This window comes from Achromobacter aegrifaciens, assembly GCF_902859735.1.
GTDB lineage: Bacteria > Pseudomonadota > Gammaproteobacteria > Burkholderiales > Burkholderiaceae_B > Achromobacter > Achromobacter aegrifaciens.
In genome coordinates, this window is record NZ_CADIJY010000020.1 from 26504 (window position 1) to 40675 (window position 14172).

Below are 14172 nucleotides of genomic sequence, written 5' to 3' on the forward strand. Positions count from 1 at the left end.
CAGATTGCTTGCGGCACGAAGCCTCGAAAGCCTCTACGTCAACTTCAGAATGGACAGCCCGCCGGCTCGAGCGGCGCGGCCACGGTATCATCTGCGTCTGCCCCCGGCGACCGCCGACCACGCCCCGGATGTATGGCCAGATGATTAACTGGAACCGGGACCGTGGCAGGCGACGCCGCCGCAAGCCGCATGAATGAACGGTCTACAAAAACCATGAAATTAGCCACCTGGAACGTGAACTCCCTGAATGTGCGCCTGCCGCAGGTGCTCGACTGGCTGGCAGCCAATCCCGTCGACGTGCTGTGCATCCAGGAACTCAAGCTCACGGACGACAAGTTCCCCGAGGCCGCCTTCACCGAAGCCGGCTACCACGCCGTCTGGGCGGGCCAGAAAACCTATAACGGCGTCGCCATCATTTCGCGCGTGCCCGGCACGTCGATGGTGCGCAACATTCCCGGGTATGAGGATCCGCAGCAGCGCGTCCTGGCGCTGACTTTCCCCAGCCCTGAAGGCGATGTGCGCGTGGTCTGCGCCTACTGCCCCAATGGCCAGTCGGTGGGTTCGGACAAGTACGCCTACAAGCTGGACTGGTTCGAAGCCATGCGAGCCTGGCTGGCCGACGAGATCAAGCAGTATCCGCGGCTGGCCGTGCTGGGCGACTACAACGTCGCGCCGGCCGACGAAGACGTGCACAACCCCGAAAAATGGGAAGGCCAGGTGCTGGTGTCCGAGCCGGAGCGCAAGGCTTTCGGCGCCCTGCTCGACCTGGGACTGGCGGATTCCTTCCGCCTTTTCGAGCAACCGGAGAAATCCTTCAGCTGGTGGGACTACCGCCAGTTCGCGTTCCGCCGCAATGCCGGCCTGCGCATCGATCATGTCCTTCTGTCCGCGCCGCTGGTCAAGCGCTGCACCGCCTGCGTCATCGACAAGGAGCCGCGCCGCAACGAACAACCGTCCGATCACGCCCCGGTCGTTGCGACCTTGGCATTCGCCTGATTTTTTGTTCGGCAGCATATTGCGCAGGCCAAGAACATTCCTGTATAGTCTTGGTCTTGCTTCATTGGGGCGGTAGCTCAGCTGGGAGAGCGTCGCGTTCGCAATGCGAAGGTCGGGAGTTCGATCCTCCTCCGCTCCACCAAAATTCCCGCCAAGACAGGGCGCTACATTTAACGATGTAGTGCCCTGTCTTGCTTTATGCGCCGGGTTCCGGCATCTGCCGAATCTCGATCCCGCAACGTGCGGAAATCGACTGGCTGCCAAGGCGCCGCCCACTTATCGTAGAAGTCCGAGCAACGCGGCGCGAGCGACGGCTGCGGTCCGATTCCGGGCGCCGAGCTTGGAAATGGCGTTTTTCGTATGGAATCTGACCGTCGACTCGGCAATCGCCAGTATTTCGGACACGTCGCTGCTGGTCTTGCCGTCCGCCGCCCATTTTAGAATTTCGGTCTCGCGGCGCGTCAGCGGAGTATCCGGCGTTAATTTAAATCGCGGCAGCAAGACCCTGCTGAGCGCCAGGTGCGCAACGGTCACCAGCCATCGCATGCGCAATTCCTTGCTGAGCAGTTCCTCATCGGAGAGTTGCTCCTTCTGCCTGGCCAGCGTCAGCATTCCGCCGGTTCCGTACGCGTCCAGGTTCGACTGGGCCCATCCCACACAAAGCCCGGCTGCCTGCGCCTCGTCCCAAAGCTCTGGCGTTTCGGCAAATACCCTCTCCGACCAGACGATAGGCAGCGCAGACTGGCTGCAGTGTTTTACGGTAGGGTCGACTTCCACGTAACGCGCCTGTGCGTAGCGCTCCTGCCACACAGTCGGATAATTGCTGATCATGACGACCTGAGGGTTGGTAAACGGCAAGGCCGTCCCCACTGCATACCCGCAATAAGTAAACCCCAAATCCAATGCAGCGGCTGCCACCTTCGTGAAAACAGCTTGCTCAGTGGTTGCGCTATTAGTCGCCAATAGAAGGTCTTGTGCCCACCGCTTCATTCTGAATTCCGTCCCCGTGCATTTGCATCGCAATCATTTGAAAATCGCACGGCTGAAATCAAGAAATGGCCGCTGTCGCAATATAGTTAAACTCCTGAAATATTTCAAAATATAAACAAATATGATTACTTGTTTATATTTTATTTATTGACTGCCGGCATTCAAACGCTTGCGTCGGCGCGCACCGTCGTCGCAGCGACTCGCAGCGCATCCAGGAACAACGATGCCGCAGCCGCGGCGCGCGCATCTCGCCGCGTCATGATGCCCACGGGATGCAGCCGCGCCTGCAAGGCCAGCGGCAGGATGGCCAGTTGCCCGTTTGCCGCCAGAGAGCGCGCCACACGCAGCGGGATGGCCGACAGCAGCGAGGTCCGCTGCAACAACGAGACGATGGTCAGGATGGCGCTGGATTCGATGGCTACCTGCGGAAAGCCTGCGCCGCGCGCCGAGACGGCGGCGGCGACCATGCTGTAGAGCGCGGCGTTGCGCGACGGCAGCACCCAGCGGCAGTTGTCCAGCGCGGCGCCGCTCAGGCGGCTGCGCGAGGCCAGCGGATGGGCGGGGCCGCAGACGACCGCGGTAGCCTCGTCGTAAAGGATCTCGCATTGCAGATCCGCGTCCGCACCCTCCACCCCCAGCCGTCCCACGACGCAGTCCAGCTCGCCCGCACGCAAGGCGGGCAGCAACTGCTTTTCCAGGCCCTCGGACAGCTCTATGCGCAGAGCTGGATGGCTTTCTTGCAGGCCTTGCACCGCAAGCGGCACCAGCAGGTGCGCGACCACCGGAAAAATGCCTGCCCGGACTTTGCCGGTCGCGCCGTTGGCGGCCGCCGCGAGTTCGGCGTGCGTGGCGTCCAGCTCATTCAGCAGCAGACGCGCGCGATCGATCATCAGCAGGCCCAGCGCGGTCGGGGCGACGCCGTGATGCGAACGCTCGAACAAGGGCTGCCCTGCCAGCGCCTCGGCCTCGCCCAGAAGCTTGCTCAGCGCGGGTTGGCTGAGGTGCATGGCTTCGGCTGCCCGGTGCAGATTGCCGACCCGTCCCAGCTCGTCCAGCAAGACCAGGTGGCGGATGCGCAGGCGCGATCGCAGCTGCTGCAGAGTGGGGATGTCCGGCATGGAATGCGGTCGGTGAGTTGGTTATCGATTGATAAGGAACCGCAATTATCCAGTTATCGCCGACACGCCCATACTGGGGGCATCCCGCTAGTCGGGCGATATTCAAAAAAGGGGAATAGCCATGTTTCATCGTCTTGCCGCGCTGGCGCTGGCCTGCGCCCTGGCGCCTGCCGCTGCGTCCGCCGACATCCGCATTGGCGTGATCGCCAGCAGCACCGGACCCGGAGCCTCCATGGGTTCGCTGTACCGCAGCACCGTGCCGCTCCTGCCCAAGACGCTGGGCGGCCAGCCGGTGGAGTACATCGCGCTGGACGATGCGACCGATCCATCGTCCGCGGTGAGGACCGCGCGCAAGCTGATCACCGAAAACAAGGTGGACGCCATCATCGGCCCGAGCAACGTGCCAACCTCGATGGCGGTCACGGAAGTCGCCCGCGAAGCCCGCACGCCGCAACTCTCGCTGGCACCCATCGCGGTCAGCCCGGACCGCGCCGAATGGATCTTCGTGGTGGCCCACGGCATAGACCTCATGGTGGACTCGCTGACCGCCGACATGGTCAAGCGCGGCGTGAAGAGCGTGGCCTACATCGGGTTTTCGGACGCCTGGGGCGACGCTGTCTACCGCGCCTTGCAGGAATCGGCCGCCAAGCGCGGCATCAAGGTGCTCAGCAACGAACGCTATGCGCGCACCGACAACTCGGTCACGGCGCAGGTGCTGAAGATCGTCGCCCTCAATCCGGGCGCGGTGCTGGTCGGGGGCTCGGGCACGCCGGGCGCCCTGCCCCATCTGTCGTTGCGCGAACGCGGCTATCAGGGCGTTCAGTACAACACGCATGGTGTGATCAACAAGGATTTCCTGAAGCTCGGCGGCAAGGGAGTCGATGGCGTGATCGTGCCCAGCGGGCCCGTGCAGGTGGTGGAACAGCTGCCCGCGGACAGCCCGATCAAGCCGGTCGCCACGCGTTACGCCCAGCAGTATGAATCGACCTACGGCGCCGACTCTCGCAACGCCTTCGCGCCATATACCTACGACGCCTATCTGCTGCTGGACGCGGCCGTGGCCAAGATTCCGGCGGGCACCCAGCCTGGCACCCCGGCCTTCCGCCAGGCGCTGCGCGACGCCCTGGAAAGCCTGCAGGGCACCGTCGGCACACAGGGCATCTACATGATGTCGCCCACCAACCACAACGGCCTGGACGAGCGCGGCGTCGTGCTGATGCAGGCCCGTTCGGGCGCCTGGCAGTTCCTGCCGTAAGCCGCCCATTTGCAGCAGGAGTCCGCATGACCGGCGTACACATTCCTTATGGCGCGTATTGGAGCACGCCTTTCTCGCGCTGGCAGGGCAGCCTGTCACGCCTGCACAGCCTGCGTTTCGCGGCCTGGACCGCGAGCCGCGAACTGGAACGCCGCGGCATCGCGCCCGCGGCGTTGCAAAGCGCGGTGCTGGGCTGCTCGGTGCCGCAGCAGGGCTCGTTCTACGGCTTGCCCTGGGTGGCCGGCATGCTCGGCGCGCCCCATCTGGCGGGGCCGGTGGTTTCGCAGGCTTGCGCCACCTCGGCGCGGGGCCTGGCCACGGCCGCGGCCGAACTCATGCTCGGCAACGCCGAGACCTCGCTGGTCCTCATGGCCGACCGCGTGTCCAACGGACCGCAGCTCTACCATCCCGATCCCGCCGGCCCGGGTGGCTCCGGCGCGCATGAAAACTGGGTGCTGGACAATTTTTCTCACGATCCCTGGAGCGGCCTGTCCATGCTGCAGACCGGGGAGCGCGTGGCCGAGCGCCACGGCATTTCCACGGACGAGCAGAATGCGGTCACGCTGCGCCGCTACGAGCAATATGCGCAGGCCTGCGCCGACGACCGCCGGTTCCAGCAGCGCTACATGACGCTGCCCTTCCAGGTGCCCGACGCGCGCTACGCCAAGACCGCATCGGTGCTGGAAGGCGATGAAGGCATCCACGCGACGACGGCGGAGGGTCTGGCGCGGCTGGCACCCGTGCTGCCCGGCGGCACCATTACCTATGGCGGGCAGACGCATCCGGCCGACGGCAACGCCGGCATGATTCTGGCAACCGCCGAACGTGCGCGTGAGTTGTCGCAACGTCCTGAAATCGGCATCGAGATACTGGGCTTCGGCCAGTCGCGCACCGAAAAGGGCTACATGCCGCAGGCGCCCATCGAAGCCGCCGGCCATGCGCTGCAACGCGCCGGCCTGGCCGCGGCCGACCTGCATGCGGTGAAGACGCACAATCCCTTCGTGGTCTCCGACATCGCGCTGGCGCGCGCCACGGGGTTGGACGTCATGGCCATGAACAACTATGGCTGCTCGCTGGTGTGGGGCCATCCCCAAAGCCCGACCGGCCTGCGGTCCGTCATCGAGCTTATCGAGGAACTGGCCGAGCGCGGCGGCGGACTGGGCCTCTTCACGGGCTGCGCGGCCGGCGACAGTGCAATGGCAGTGGTCCTGCGCGTGGACGCTGGCGGAGCTGCACGATGAGCCAATCCAGCCTCGAAGGCGTCCTGCGCATTCCCGCGCTGCTGGCCCGCGCGGTGCGCGACTGGCCCGAACGCACGGCCTTGGTCTGCGGCGCGCGGCGCGTCGATTACCGGCGCTACGCCGCCGAAGTCTGTGCGACGGCCCGCCGTCTGCAAGCATGTACGGTGTCCGGCGCGCGGATCGCAACCCTGCTGGGCAATTCGGACCTGGCCTGTGTGGTGACGCTGGCGTTGCAGTGCTCCGGTAACCAGCATGTGCCGCTCAATCCGCTCTATACGGCGCGCGAACTGGAATTCATCCTGCGCGACGCGCAGCCCGCGCTGCTGATTGCCGATGCCGCGTCCATCGCCGTTGCGGCGCCGCTGGCTGCGGCGCTGGGCATCCGCTTGGTCGCGGAAGACGAAGCCCGTGCGTGGCTGGAGCCTGGCATGGACGATGCGCCGCTGGACGATGCCGAGGCCCAGGCGCCGGCCCTGCTGCAATACACCGGCGGCACGACCGGACATCCCAAGGGCGTGATCCTCGGACGCGACGCCATCGCCACCAATGTGTTGCAGCGGGAACTGGCGCTGCCCACCCGCTACGGCGCCGACAGCGTGCTTTGCGCCATGCCGCTATTCCATTCCTATGGCATGGCCATGGGCCTGTTCCTGGCCGCCAGCGCGGCGGCCACGCTGGTGGTGCTGCCGCGCTACCGGCCCGACGACGTCTGCGACGCGGTGGAGCGCGAGCGTATCACGCTGTTTCCGGGCAGCCCCACGATCTATACCGGCCTGCTGTCGCATCCGCGCTTTGGCGGCACCGACTGGTCCAGCGTGCGGGCCTGCTATTCCGGTTCCGCGCCGCTGGCCGAAGAGGTGCACCGGCGCTGGGAAGCTGCGGTAGGCGCGCCGATCTACGAAGGCTATGGCCAGACCGAGGCCGGCCCCATCCTGACTTACAACGGCCCGGCCGGAACCCGCCATGGCTCGGTTGGCACGCCCGTCGCGCGCACCGAGGTGCAGGTGGTCGACCTGGAAACAGGCACGGTCGTGCTGGCGCCCGGCCAGCGCGGCGAAATCCGCGCGCGGGGGCCGCAGATCATGCAAGGCTATCTGGCCAGGCCCGACGCTACCGCTGAAACCCTGCGCGACGGCTGGCTGTACACGGGCGACATCGGCGAATTCGCGGAGGACGGATTCCTGTACATCCGGGACCGCAAGAAGGATCTGGTGATTTCCGGCGGCTACAACGTCTACCCGCGCGAGGTCGACGAAGTGCTGTACCTGCATCCCGACGTGGCCGAAGCCGCGGCGGTGGGCTGGCCCGACAGCTACCGCGGCGAGGTCATCCGCGCCTTCGTCGTCCTGCGGCCGGGCGCGGCAATCGACGAAGCCGGGCTGATCGCGCACTGCCAATCGAATCTGGCGCGCTACAAGGTGCCGGCGGTCATCTGCATACTCGACGCCCTGCCCTACACGGGCGCCAACAAGGTGGACAAGAAGGCGCTGCGCGCGCCATGAACGCAGCGCGGCGCTCGCTGAAAAGCGCCGCGCTGCAAAGCGGGCGCCTAGACGGGATCCCGATCCAGCCGGCGCACCGCCGCGCTCAGCGTCGAAAAATCGAACTCCTTGCGGCCGCGCAACAGGCAGCGCATCAGCACGGTCGTCACCACCGGCACCACCGCCGCCAGCAGGAAGGACTCCAGCAGGAACGAGGGCTTGTCGCCCGGCGCCGGGAAGTAGAACAGGCCGGCCGCCAAGCCGGAGATGGTGGCGACGGTGGCGGTGAGGCCGTCGTGCTTGCGGCTGAACAATCCGTAGAAGACCGGGAAGGCGGCTGCGGAGCACAGCAAGTCGGCCAGCAGGAACAGGTACAGCACGCTGTAGCCTTGCGAGGCCACGATCATGACCGGAATGGCCATCAACAGCACCAGCCAGCGCGCCAGCCGCTTCATGGTCATGGAGCTGGCGTTGGGCATCAGGCGGCGCATGTCGACCGCGATGATGCTGGAGACGGCGCTGATCGCCGTGTCGGCGGTGCTCATGACCAGCGACAGCCCCAATGGAATCAGCGCAATCACGAACCATGCGGGGGCATGCGGCATGATGACGCTGAAGAGCGCGATGGAGCTGTCTCCCTGCGGCGCCAGGCCGACGAAGGCCAGGCCGAACAATCCCATGAGGAAGATGAAGGGCGCGACCAGCAGGCCGCCCAGCAGGAAACCGTTGCGCATGGAGCGCGCGTCGCGGGCGGCATAGATGCGCTGCCAGTTGCCCTGGTGGAATATTCCGGTCAGCAGGATGGCGACGAAGAAGGTCAGCCCCGCCTTGATGCCCACCGGATCGGTCAGGTCCAGCAACTGCGGCGCCTTGGCCTGTAGCGCTTCGATGGTGGGCATGGCCCCGCCCGCGGCTTGCCAGCCGACCAGGCACAGGATCACCAGCAGGGGCACGATCACCATCATCTGCACCTGGTCCGTGAAGATGGACGAGCGCAGGCCGCCGTAGGTGGTGTAGAGCAAGGTGGTGCCCATCACGATGGCGGCCGTGGCCCATAGCGGCACCGGCGCCAGCATGGTGACCAGCTTGGCGATCGCCGTGACTTCGGCCGACAGCGCAATGAAGAGATAGAACAGCATGATGAACAGCGCCAGGCCGTACATGGGCCGGCCGTAGCGCGCCATCAGGAACTCCGTCAGGGTGTGGCCGTGGGGGATCAGTTCGCGCATGCGCCGTCCCAGCGGAATCATGACCAGGCGCGGCGACATCGATCCCAGCGCGTAGCCGATGACCGCAGCCAGGCCGCCCCAGGTCGCCGCCTGCGCCGGCGAGAACAGGATCCAGGCGCCCAGGGTCGAGGCCATCAGCGTCAGGATGGTGCCGAAGGCGCCCTGGCTGTTGCGGGCGACGATGTAGTCTTCCAGCGTGCCGCGCTTGCGGCGGGTGTACAGCACGCTGGCCACGGCAAAGCCGCCCGAAAACAGCAGCAGCCACATCAGGGCGGTTGATTGGGTCAACATGGGTATCGGTCCTCCCGCTGCCGGCGGACAGCCGGACGCGCAACGCGGCGGCCCCGCCACGCTGGTGCGCAGGCCGCAAGATGAATGAAAGTCTAGGGAGGGCGCGCGGACTGCGCGATGTCCTTCCCTTCGCCGGCATTACCCGGATCAGGTTCAAAGGGTTACCGCGATGCCGCGGAATCTCAGCCCTTGCAGGGCTCCCCCAGGAATTGCCGCAAGATTAGGAGAGCGGCACGGCAATGTCAACGCGCCAGGCACGGACGACCGCCCACGGCTTTTGTGCTAAGTTCGCCCGCGTGCGGCGGCAGTTTTCCTGTCCGCCGCCGCAATCGTAGAGCCTGACCATGCCTATCGCGCCTTTTACCGCCCCTGCCCGGGCAGGATCGCCATGCTGCATCTGAACCTGTTCATCTTCGGCTGCGGCCACCATCGCGCCGCCTGGCGCCATCCGGATTCGGCCGCCGAGCGGCTGGGCGACATCGCCTATTACGAGGAACTGGCGCGCACCGCCGAACGCGGCAAGCTGGATGCCATTTTCTTTGCCGACGGACAATCGGTCGACAACATCGGCGACGGCCCGCGCTGGCACCTGGAACCGCTGACCGCCATGGCCGCGATTGCGCGCGCCACCTCCCGCATCGGCCTGATCAGCACGGTCTCCAGCACCTTCTTCACGCCCTTTCACGCAGCCCGCATGGTGGCCTCGCTGGACCATATTTCGGGCGGTCGCATGGGCTGGAACGTGGTCACGTCCATGTTCGACGCCGAAGCGCGCAACCACGGCTACGAGTCCATGCCGGGGCACGACTGGCGCTATGCGCGCGCCGAGGAGTTCGTCGACGTCGCATTGAAGCTGTTTGACTCTTGGGACGCGGATGCCCTGGCCATCGATCGCGCCGGCGACTATGGCGTGCCTGCGCGCGTGCACAAGATCGGCCATCATGGCGAGCATTTCCTGGTCGATGGCCCCCTGACGGTGCCGCGTCCGCCGCAAGGCCGCCCGGTGCTGTTCCAGGCCGGCGCCTCGGACCAGGGCCGCGATCTGGCCGCGCGGCGCGCCGAAGCGATCTACGCCGTCGCCTACGACCTGCCCGCGGCGCAGGCCTACTACCGCGACATCAAGCGGCGCGTGCTGGCCGCCGGACGCCCGGATTTCGTGCCCATCATGCCGGGCCTGGTCACCTACGTGGGCTCGACCGAGGCCGAAGCCCGGGCCAAGCAGCGCGAACTGGACACGCTGCTGCCCAGCGACGCGTCGCTGCGCCAACTGGGCATGTTCGTGCTGCAGGATTGCTCCGCCTGGGAATTGGACGCGCCCGTCCCCACCCTGCCGCCCCTGGCCGAATTCACCGGCCCCAAGGGCCGCTACGCCACCATCCTGCGCATCATCGAAACCGAAAAGCCCACCGTGCGCCAGTTGCTCGGAAGGTTGGCGGCCGGCGGCGGCCACTGCACCATGGTGGGCACGCCCGAACAGATCGCCGACAGGATGGAACACTGGTACCGCAACGAAGGCGCCGACGGCTTCAACCTGATGCCGCCTTCCCTGCCCGGAGGCATCGACGATTTCGTCGAGCAAGTGATTCCGGTGTTGCAACGCCGGGGTTTGTTCCGCACCGAGTACCAGCACCGCACGCTGCGCGGGCACCTGGGGCTGGAATCCCGATAGGCCGGCGCAGCGGCCCCTGGCCGGCCATTTCGTTCCTGCGCGCAGGATTATCCGGCTTGCGTGACAGGCCGCCTGTGCTTGGCCTTCGCGGCATCGCGCGCGGCTGCCTCGACGATCAGGGCCTGGCGTTTGCGGAAAGTGGCCTGGCGCCTGGCCGCTGCGCGCGTCGCGATCCAGTCATAGAGCAGTACGCCCGGCTGGCGCAACAGCGCCGCGATCAAGATACCGGCGGCGGCGCCCAGCAGGCCGAACAACAACCCGTGCATCAGCGCGCTCCCTGTTCCAGCTGAAGCCGCAGAATGCGCCTGAGCTCCAGGATCGCCTGCGGCGTCTCCTGCACGCTGTGCGAGAACGGAATAATCTTCTCGGACTCGGCTCCGTCCAGATGCGCGCTGCGGTACGGCACCAGCCCGTCGTCCGAATCCGCCAGCGGGACGCCGGGCGTATTGTTCGCAATGATGCTGTGGTAGCGCACCGCCGGCGAAATCGGCATGGACTCGGTCAGTTTCACAAATCGGTCCTTTTCGCTCAGGTTGTCCACGCCATTGGGCACCCGGATCGAGGTTTCTGGCCGGGGCGGCCCATCGGCGTCGGCCAGCCTGTTGAGCTTGGCGAACTGCCTGACTACGGTCACAGGCAGCGTGATCAGGTTGGACAGCCAACGCGACAAAGTGTTCTCGGCAAATGGCGTACCCCGGTGCGGCGCCGCGATGAACACCGCGCGCGAGATGCCGGGAAATGGCTCGAAGCTCAGCACCGGGTCGAATTCAGCATGCGCCTCGGCCAGGCGGGTCTCGTCCAGCTTGGCGTGGTCGCGCAATGCGTCCCAGAGCACGGTGCCGGACGAGGATACCAGCAGCCGGCTCAGCACGCCCCCCATGCTGTGCCCGATGATAACGGCATCGCGTGAAGCTTGCGCCGCCCCCATGGGATCGAAATGCTCGATCGTCTGGCGCAGCGCATCGCGGATGGCGCGGTTGTTCAGCGCCAGCGGCGTGTTGGTCGGGTAATAGACCTGCCAGATCTGGTAATTCTGGCGCAGGGTTTCATCGCCCAGCACCTCGTTGGCGACGTTGATCCAGGCCTCGGGGCTGCTCGCCAGACCGTGCAGCATGACGACGGTGCGCCGGTCCGGGTCGTAGGGCTGTAACAGGTATACGTGCGGCGCCTCGATGCCCTCTTCCTTGCCCAGCACGTTGCGCAGCGCCTGGGTGGCGAAGCCCGACCGCGCCAGCCACAGGCCGTAGCCCGACGTGAAGTTGGCGGCCAGCGGCACCTTCGTGCCGGCCAGTTCGACCGAGTCCCGCTTGTATGGATCGTAGGCCGCCAGGGTCGCATTGTGCGTGGCCATGACTTCCTCCAGCGTGCCGCCGGGAAAAGCCATGATGACGGTCACTGCCGGAAACGGCGTTTCACTGTACGGCGTCTTGAAGGTGTCGGCATCGTTGACACGGCGCGCCGTGACCGCCACCAACTCGGCGCCGAAGCCGTCGCGCCGGTACATGCTGCGCAGCCCCCGGAAGGTCAAGTTAGCCGCGGGCACCAGTTCGTGCGGAAACTGCTTGCCGCCGGGCAGCTTGACATCGGACATCTCGCCCACGACCTGCCAGGGTCCCGCCGCCATGCTGGCCCCGGGTTCCGGCGGACGGCCGCGATGCTGCTCGAACAGGCGCGTGACGGCCTGCTGCACCGCGTAGTTGTAATAGTCGCGCACCTGGGTCTGGCGGTCCTCGAAGGCGCGGTCGCTGGGCGAGCGCGGCGTGAAGAACAGATAGGCATAGGCGGCCCGCGCCGTCTGCAGATAGGCGTCCAGCAGCTCGTCCTGGCCGGCCTGGCCGTCGGGGCGCTGCTTTTCCGTGGCCAACGCCTCCATCAGCCAGACTTCGGACAGCGTGGAGAGGCGCCGTTCGCTGTCCAGCCCATCCATGGTGGCAAGCGCGCGGGTACAGGCGTCGCGATCCTTGCGGCATTCCTGCGCGTTCAGGCCCAGCACGGCCATGGACTCGCGCGCGGAGGCGCTCAACTGGCCGGTGGTGAGCACGTCGCCGCGGCGCTGGGCGATGTAGTCCTGGGTGCTGACGGAAGACACCTTGACACCTGCGCAGCCGGCGCACAGCAGCAGGGCCAGGATCGCGCCGCCCTTCGCGCCGGCCGCCCGGATTCCGCTCACTGCGCGGCCCCAGCGGATGCCGGTTGGCGGATGGCCCGCGAAAACTCGACCGGATCGGGGCCCGGCAATGCGGGCTTGCCAAGGTAGGCTTGTTCGCGCAGCTTGGCCAGCGGCTTGCGGGTATCCAGGCCGCCTTGTTCGTAGAGGTATTCCGGCAGGTAGCCGGACAGGAGGATGCGGTAATCCATCGGCAGGCCCGGCACGATGGCGCGCACCATGCTGTAGACCAGCGTCGTGCAATTGGCGGTCACCGTGTGATAGAAGCGCGGCGCGTCGGCCAGTTCATTCGCGGTGCGCACATAGGACAAGAACAATTCGCGCATGGCGGGCACGGGCATGTCGACGGGATACAGGTACACGCGTTCGGCGCGCGGCCCGGCCCGCACGTAGAGGATGTCGCGCTCCTGCGCGGCGATCACGCTCAGTTCGAACTGCTTGAAGAAGCCGCCGATCTCGGAAAACTGCTCGCCGCGTTCCTTGCGGATCTCGACTGAAAACACGACGTGACGGCCGTCGGTGAAACCGAAGGAGACCAGCGTGTGGGCGATGGCCGGGCTGCCCCAGTACGACAGGACCATGTCCACGGAAACGAGCTCGTTCAGGTTGTACTGCTGGCTTTCCCAGCGCGCCGTGTAGCGCGCGTCGGTATCGGCCTGCCAGTCGAAGTCGCGCACGCTGTCCAACGTGACGATGGATCCGGAGACGCTGCCGCGCAGCGTGCGCGCCACATCGTCCGCCCAGATCCGGTCGTTGGACGGGGCCAGAGTCTGCCACCAGACGCACAGCGCGGCCATGCCGATCAACCAGGTCCAGGCGGATCGCCGCGTGCGTCCGCGCCACAGCGCGACGGCCGCATACAGGCACAGCGCGGCCCAGGCCAGCGCCGCTACGCCTTGCACCACTGTGCCGCCCGGCATGCGGTAGAACAGCGCCAGACCGCCCCACAGCGCGGACAGGATAAGAACAAGACTGAAGATGACGCGTCCGGCGATCGCCAGGCAGCCGCGCCCGGGTCGATTACATGCCGCCATGCTGTTGCACGATTTCCAGAACGCCGTTGATCACGAACTGCACCGCCATGCACACGAGCAGGAAGCCCATGATGCGGGAGATGGCTTCCACCCCGCCCTGCCCGATCACGGCCACGATGCGCCCGGCCGAACGCAGGCATATCCAGAACAGCAGGCCCAGCAGGGAGAACACAAGGATGGGAGTCACCGCCAGCACCCAGGGCGCATAGGTCTGCGTCACCGAGGCATCGAGGGTCGCCGCGCCGCTGATGATCATGGCGATGGTGCCGGGGCCCGCCGTGCCAGGCATCGCCAGCGGCACGAAGGCGATGTTGGGCGTCTGCCGATTGGCCTGAGCATCGGCCACGTCGGCCTCGGAGGCGGTCGACGGCGCGGATGGGAACACCATGCTGAAGCCGATGCTGGCCACGATCAGCCCGCCGGCGATGCGCAGCCCCGGGATCGAAATGCCGAAGGTATGCATGATCCAGGCGCCGGCGTAGTAGGTGACCAGCATGATGCCGACCACGTAAAAGGCGGCCTGCCTGACCTGGCGTTCGCGCTCTTTATAGGGAATCTGCTGGCCCAGGGACAGCAGCAATGTCATGGAGGTCAGGGGATTGGCCAGAGGCAGCATCAAGGCCAGCCCCAGGCTGACCAGTTTTCCCAATTGAACCAGGTCGTCGATCATGGTGATGAGCGCTGCGGGCGCCGGCGTTGCG

General features: G+C 66.2%; 12 protein-coding genes, 1 tRNA gene and 1 riboswitch. Of the genes, 6 read left to right on the forward strand and 7 right to left on the reverse strand.

Annotated features, from left to right (window positions below):
- The first annotated feature begins 213 nt into the window (after positions 1 to 213).
- Together xth and HV766_RS28365 are read left to right on the forward strand one after the other, a co-directional pair.
- Positions 214 to 996, forward strand: coding sequence for an exodeoxyribonuclease III (gene xth / locus HV766_RS28360; RefSeq protein WP_054456551.1), 783 nt, complete (start codon positions 214 to 216; stop codon positions 994 to 996).
- A gap of 66 nt (positions 997 to 1062) precedes the next feature.
- Positions 1063 to 1138: transfer RNA gene (locus HV766_RS28365), tRNA-Ala, on the forward strand.
- A 134-nt stretch (positions 1139 to 1272) separates the two neighbouring features.
- On the opposite strand, the gene HV766_RS28370 is transcribed toward HV766_RS28365, so the two are convergent.
- Both HV766_RS28370 and HV766_RS28375 read right to left on the reverse strand, forming a co-directional pair.
- Positions 1273 to 1986: an autoinducer binding domain-containing protein gene (locus HV766_RS28370; RefSeq protein ID WP_175182252.1), complete on the reverse strand. Its 714-nt coding sequence runs from the start codon at positions 1984 to 1986 to the stop codon at positions 1273 to 1275.
- A 161-nt stretch (positions 1987 to 2147) separates the two neighbouring features.
- Positions 2148 to 3104 (reverse strand): LysR substrate-binding domain-containing protein, encoded by a 957-nt coding sequence (locus HV766_RS28375; RefSeq protein WP_175162604.1) that lies wholly within the window; start codon positions 3102 to 3104, stop codon positions 2148 to 2150.
- Between the two features lie 121 nt (positions 3105 to 3225).
- Between HV766_RS28375 and HV766_RS28380 the strand changes: the two genes are divergently transcribed.
- The 3 genes from HV766_RS28380 to HV766_RS28390 are packed head-to-tail and all read left to right on the forward strand — an operon-like array spanning position 3226 to position 7102.
- A complete protein-coding gene (locus HV766_RS28380; RefSeq protein ID WP_175162602.1) occupies positions 3226 to 4359 on the forward strand; it encodes an ABC transporter substrate-binding protein in 1134 nt (377 codons plus the stop codon).
- 26 nt (positions 4360 to 4385) lie between these two features.
- Positions 4386 to 5600 (forward strand): thiolase family protein, encoded by a 1215-nt coding sequence (locus tag HV766_RS28385; RefSeq protein ID WP_175182253.1) that lies wholly within the window; start codon positions 4386 to 4388, stop codon positions 5598 to 5600.
- On the forward strand, positions 5597 to 7102 hold the full coding sequence (locus HV766_RS28390; protein ID WP_175182254.1) for an AMP-binding protein: 1506 nt from the start codon (positions 5597 to 5599) through the stop codon (positions 7100 to 7102). Before HV766_RS28385 ends, HV766_RS28390 begins: the two co-directional genes overlap by 4 nt.
- A 47-nt stretch (positions 7103 to 7149) precedes the next feature.
- Here HV766_RS28390 and HV766_RS28395 read toward each other — a convergent pair whose 3' ends face one another.
- Positions 7150 to 8601 (reverse strand): sodium:solute symporter family protein, encoded by a 1452-nt coding sequence (locus HV766_RS28395; RefSeq protein ID WP_119449093.1) that lies wholly within the window; start codon positions 8599 to 8601, stop codon positions 7150 to 7152.
- A 107-nt stretch (positions 8602 to 8708) separates the two neighbouring features.
- A riboswitch (TPP riboswitch) is annotated at positions 8709 to 8815 on the reverse strand.
- Positions 8816 to 8989: 174 nt separating this feature from the next.
- Between HV766_RS28395 and HV766_RS28400 the strand changes: the two genes are divergently transcribed.
- The gene (locus tag HV766_RS28400; RefSeq protein WP_054456544.1) at positions 8990 to 10270 is read left to right on the forward strand and encodes an LLM class flavin-dependent oxidoreductase; all 1281 of its coding nucleotides are present in this window, start codon (positions 8990 to 8992) and stop codon (positions 10268 to 10270) included.
- 47 nt (positions 10271 to 10317) lie between these two features.
- On the opposite strand, the gene HV766_RS28405 is transcribed toward HV766_RS28400, so the two are convergent.
- Genes HV766_RS28405 through HV766_RS28420 form a run of 4 tightly spaced genes read right to left on the reverse strand, consistent with a single transcriptional unit; the run spans position 10318 to position 14141 of the window.
- Positions 10318 to 10536 carry a hypothetical protein gene (locus HV766_RS28405; protein ID WP_175182255.1) on the reverse strand — a complete coding sequence of 73 codons (219 nt, stop codon included), beginning with the start codon at positions 10534 to 10536 and terminating at the stop codon, positions 10318 to 10320.
- Entirely contained in the window at positions 10536 to 12440 is a 1905-nt protein-coding gene (locus HV766_RS28410) for an esterase/lipase family protein (RefSeq protein ID WP_175162592.1), read from the reverse strand. Before HV766_RS28410 ends, HV766_RS28405 begins: the two co-directional genes overlap by 1 nt.
- Positions 12437 to 13471, reverse strand: coding sequence for an Lnb N-terminal periplasmic domain-containing protein (locus tag HV766_RS28415; protein WP_175182256.1), 1035 nt, complete (start codon positions 13469 to 13471; stop codon positions 12437 to 12439). The genes HV766_RS28410 and HV766_RS28415 overlap by 4 nt, the downstream gene beginning before the upstream one ends.
- Positions 13458 to 14141: a MarC family NAAT transporter gene (locus HV766_RS28420; protein WP_054456540.1), complete on the reverse strand. Its 684-nt coding sequence runs from the start codon at positions 14139 to 14141 to the stop codon at positions 13458 to 13460. The genes HV766_RS28415 and HV766_RS28420 overlap by 14 nt, the downstream gene beginning before the upstream one ends.
- Positions 14142 to 14172 lie beyond the last annotated feature (31 nt).

What these genes read in the sequence shown, in the direction of transcription:
- xth (WP_054456551.1), top strand. Translation starts at nt 214, where the DNA reads ATGAAATTAGCCACCTGGAACGTGAACTCCCTGAATGTGCGCCTGCCG.
- HV766_RS28370 (WP_175182252.1), bottom strand. Translation starts at nt 1,986, where the DNA reads ATGAAGCGGTGGGCACAAGACCTTCTATTGGCGACTAATAGCGCAACC.
- HV766_RS28375 (WP_175162604.1), bottom strand. Translation starts at nt 3,104, where the DNA reads ATGCCGGACATCCCCACTCTGCAGCAGCTGCGATCGCGCCTGCGCATC.
- HV766_RS28380 (WP_175162602.1), top strand. Translation starts at nt 3,226, where the DNA reads ATGTTTCATCGTCTTGCCGCGCTGGCGCTGGCCTGCGCCCTGGCGCCT.
- HV766_RS28385 (WP_175182253.1), top strand. Translation starts at nt 4,386, where the DNA reads ATGACCGGCGTACACATTCCTTATGGCGCGTATTGGAGCACGCCTTTC.
- HV766_RS28390 (WP_175182254.1), top strand. Translation starts at nt 5,597, where the DNA reads ATGAGCCAATCCAGCCTCGAAGGCGTCCTGCGCATTCCCGCGCTGCTG.
- HV766_RS28395 (WP_119449093.1), bottom strand. Translation starts at nt 8,601, where the DNA reads ATGTTGACCCAATCAACCGCCCTGATGTGGCTGCTGCTGTTTTCGGGC.
- HV766_RS28400 (WP_054456544.1), top strand. Translation starts at nt 8,990, where the DNA reads ATGCTGCATCTGAACCTGTTCATCTTCGGCTGCGGCCACCATCGCGCC.
- HV766_RS28405 (WP_175182255.1), bottom strand. Translation starts at nt 10,536, where the DNA reads ATGCACGGGTTGTTGTTCGGCCTGCTGGGCGCCGCCGCCGGTATCTTG.
- HV766_RS28415 (WP_175182256.1), bottom strand. Translation starts at nt 13,471, where the DNA reads ATGGCGGCATGTAATCGACCCGGGCGCGGCTGCCTGGCGATCGCCGGA.
- HV766_RS28420 (WP_054456540.1), bottom strand. Translation starts at nt 14,141, where the DNA reads ATGATCGACGACCTGGTTCAATTGGGAAAACTGGTCAGCCTGGGGCTG.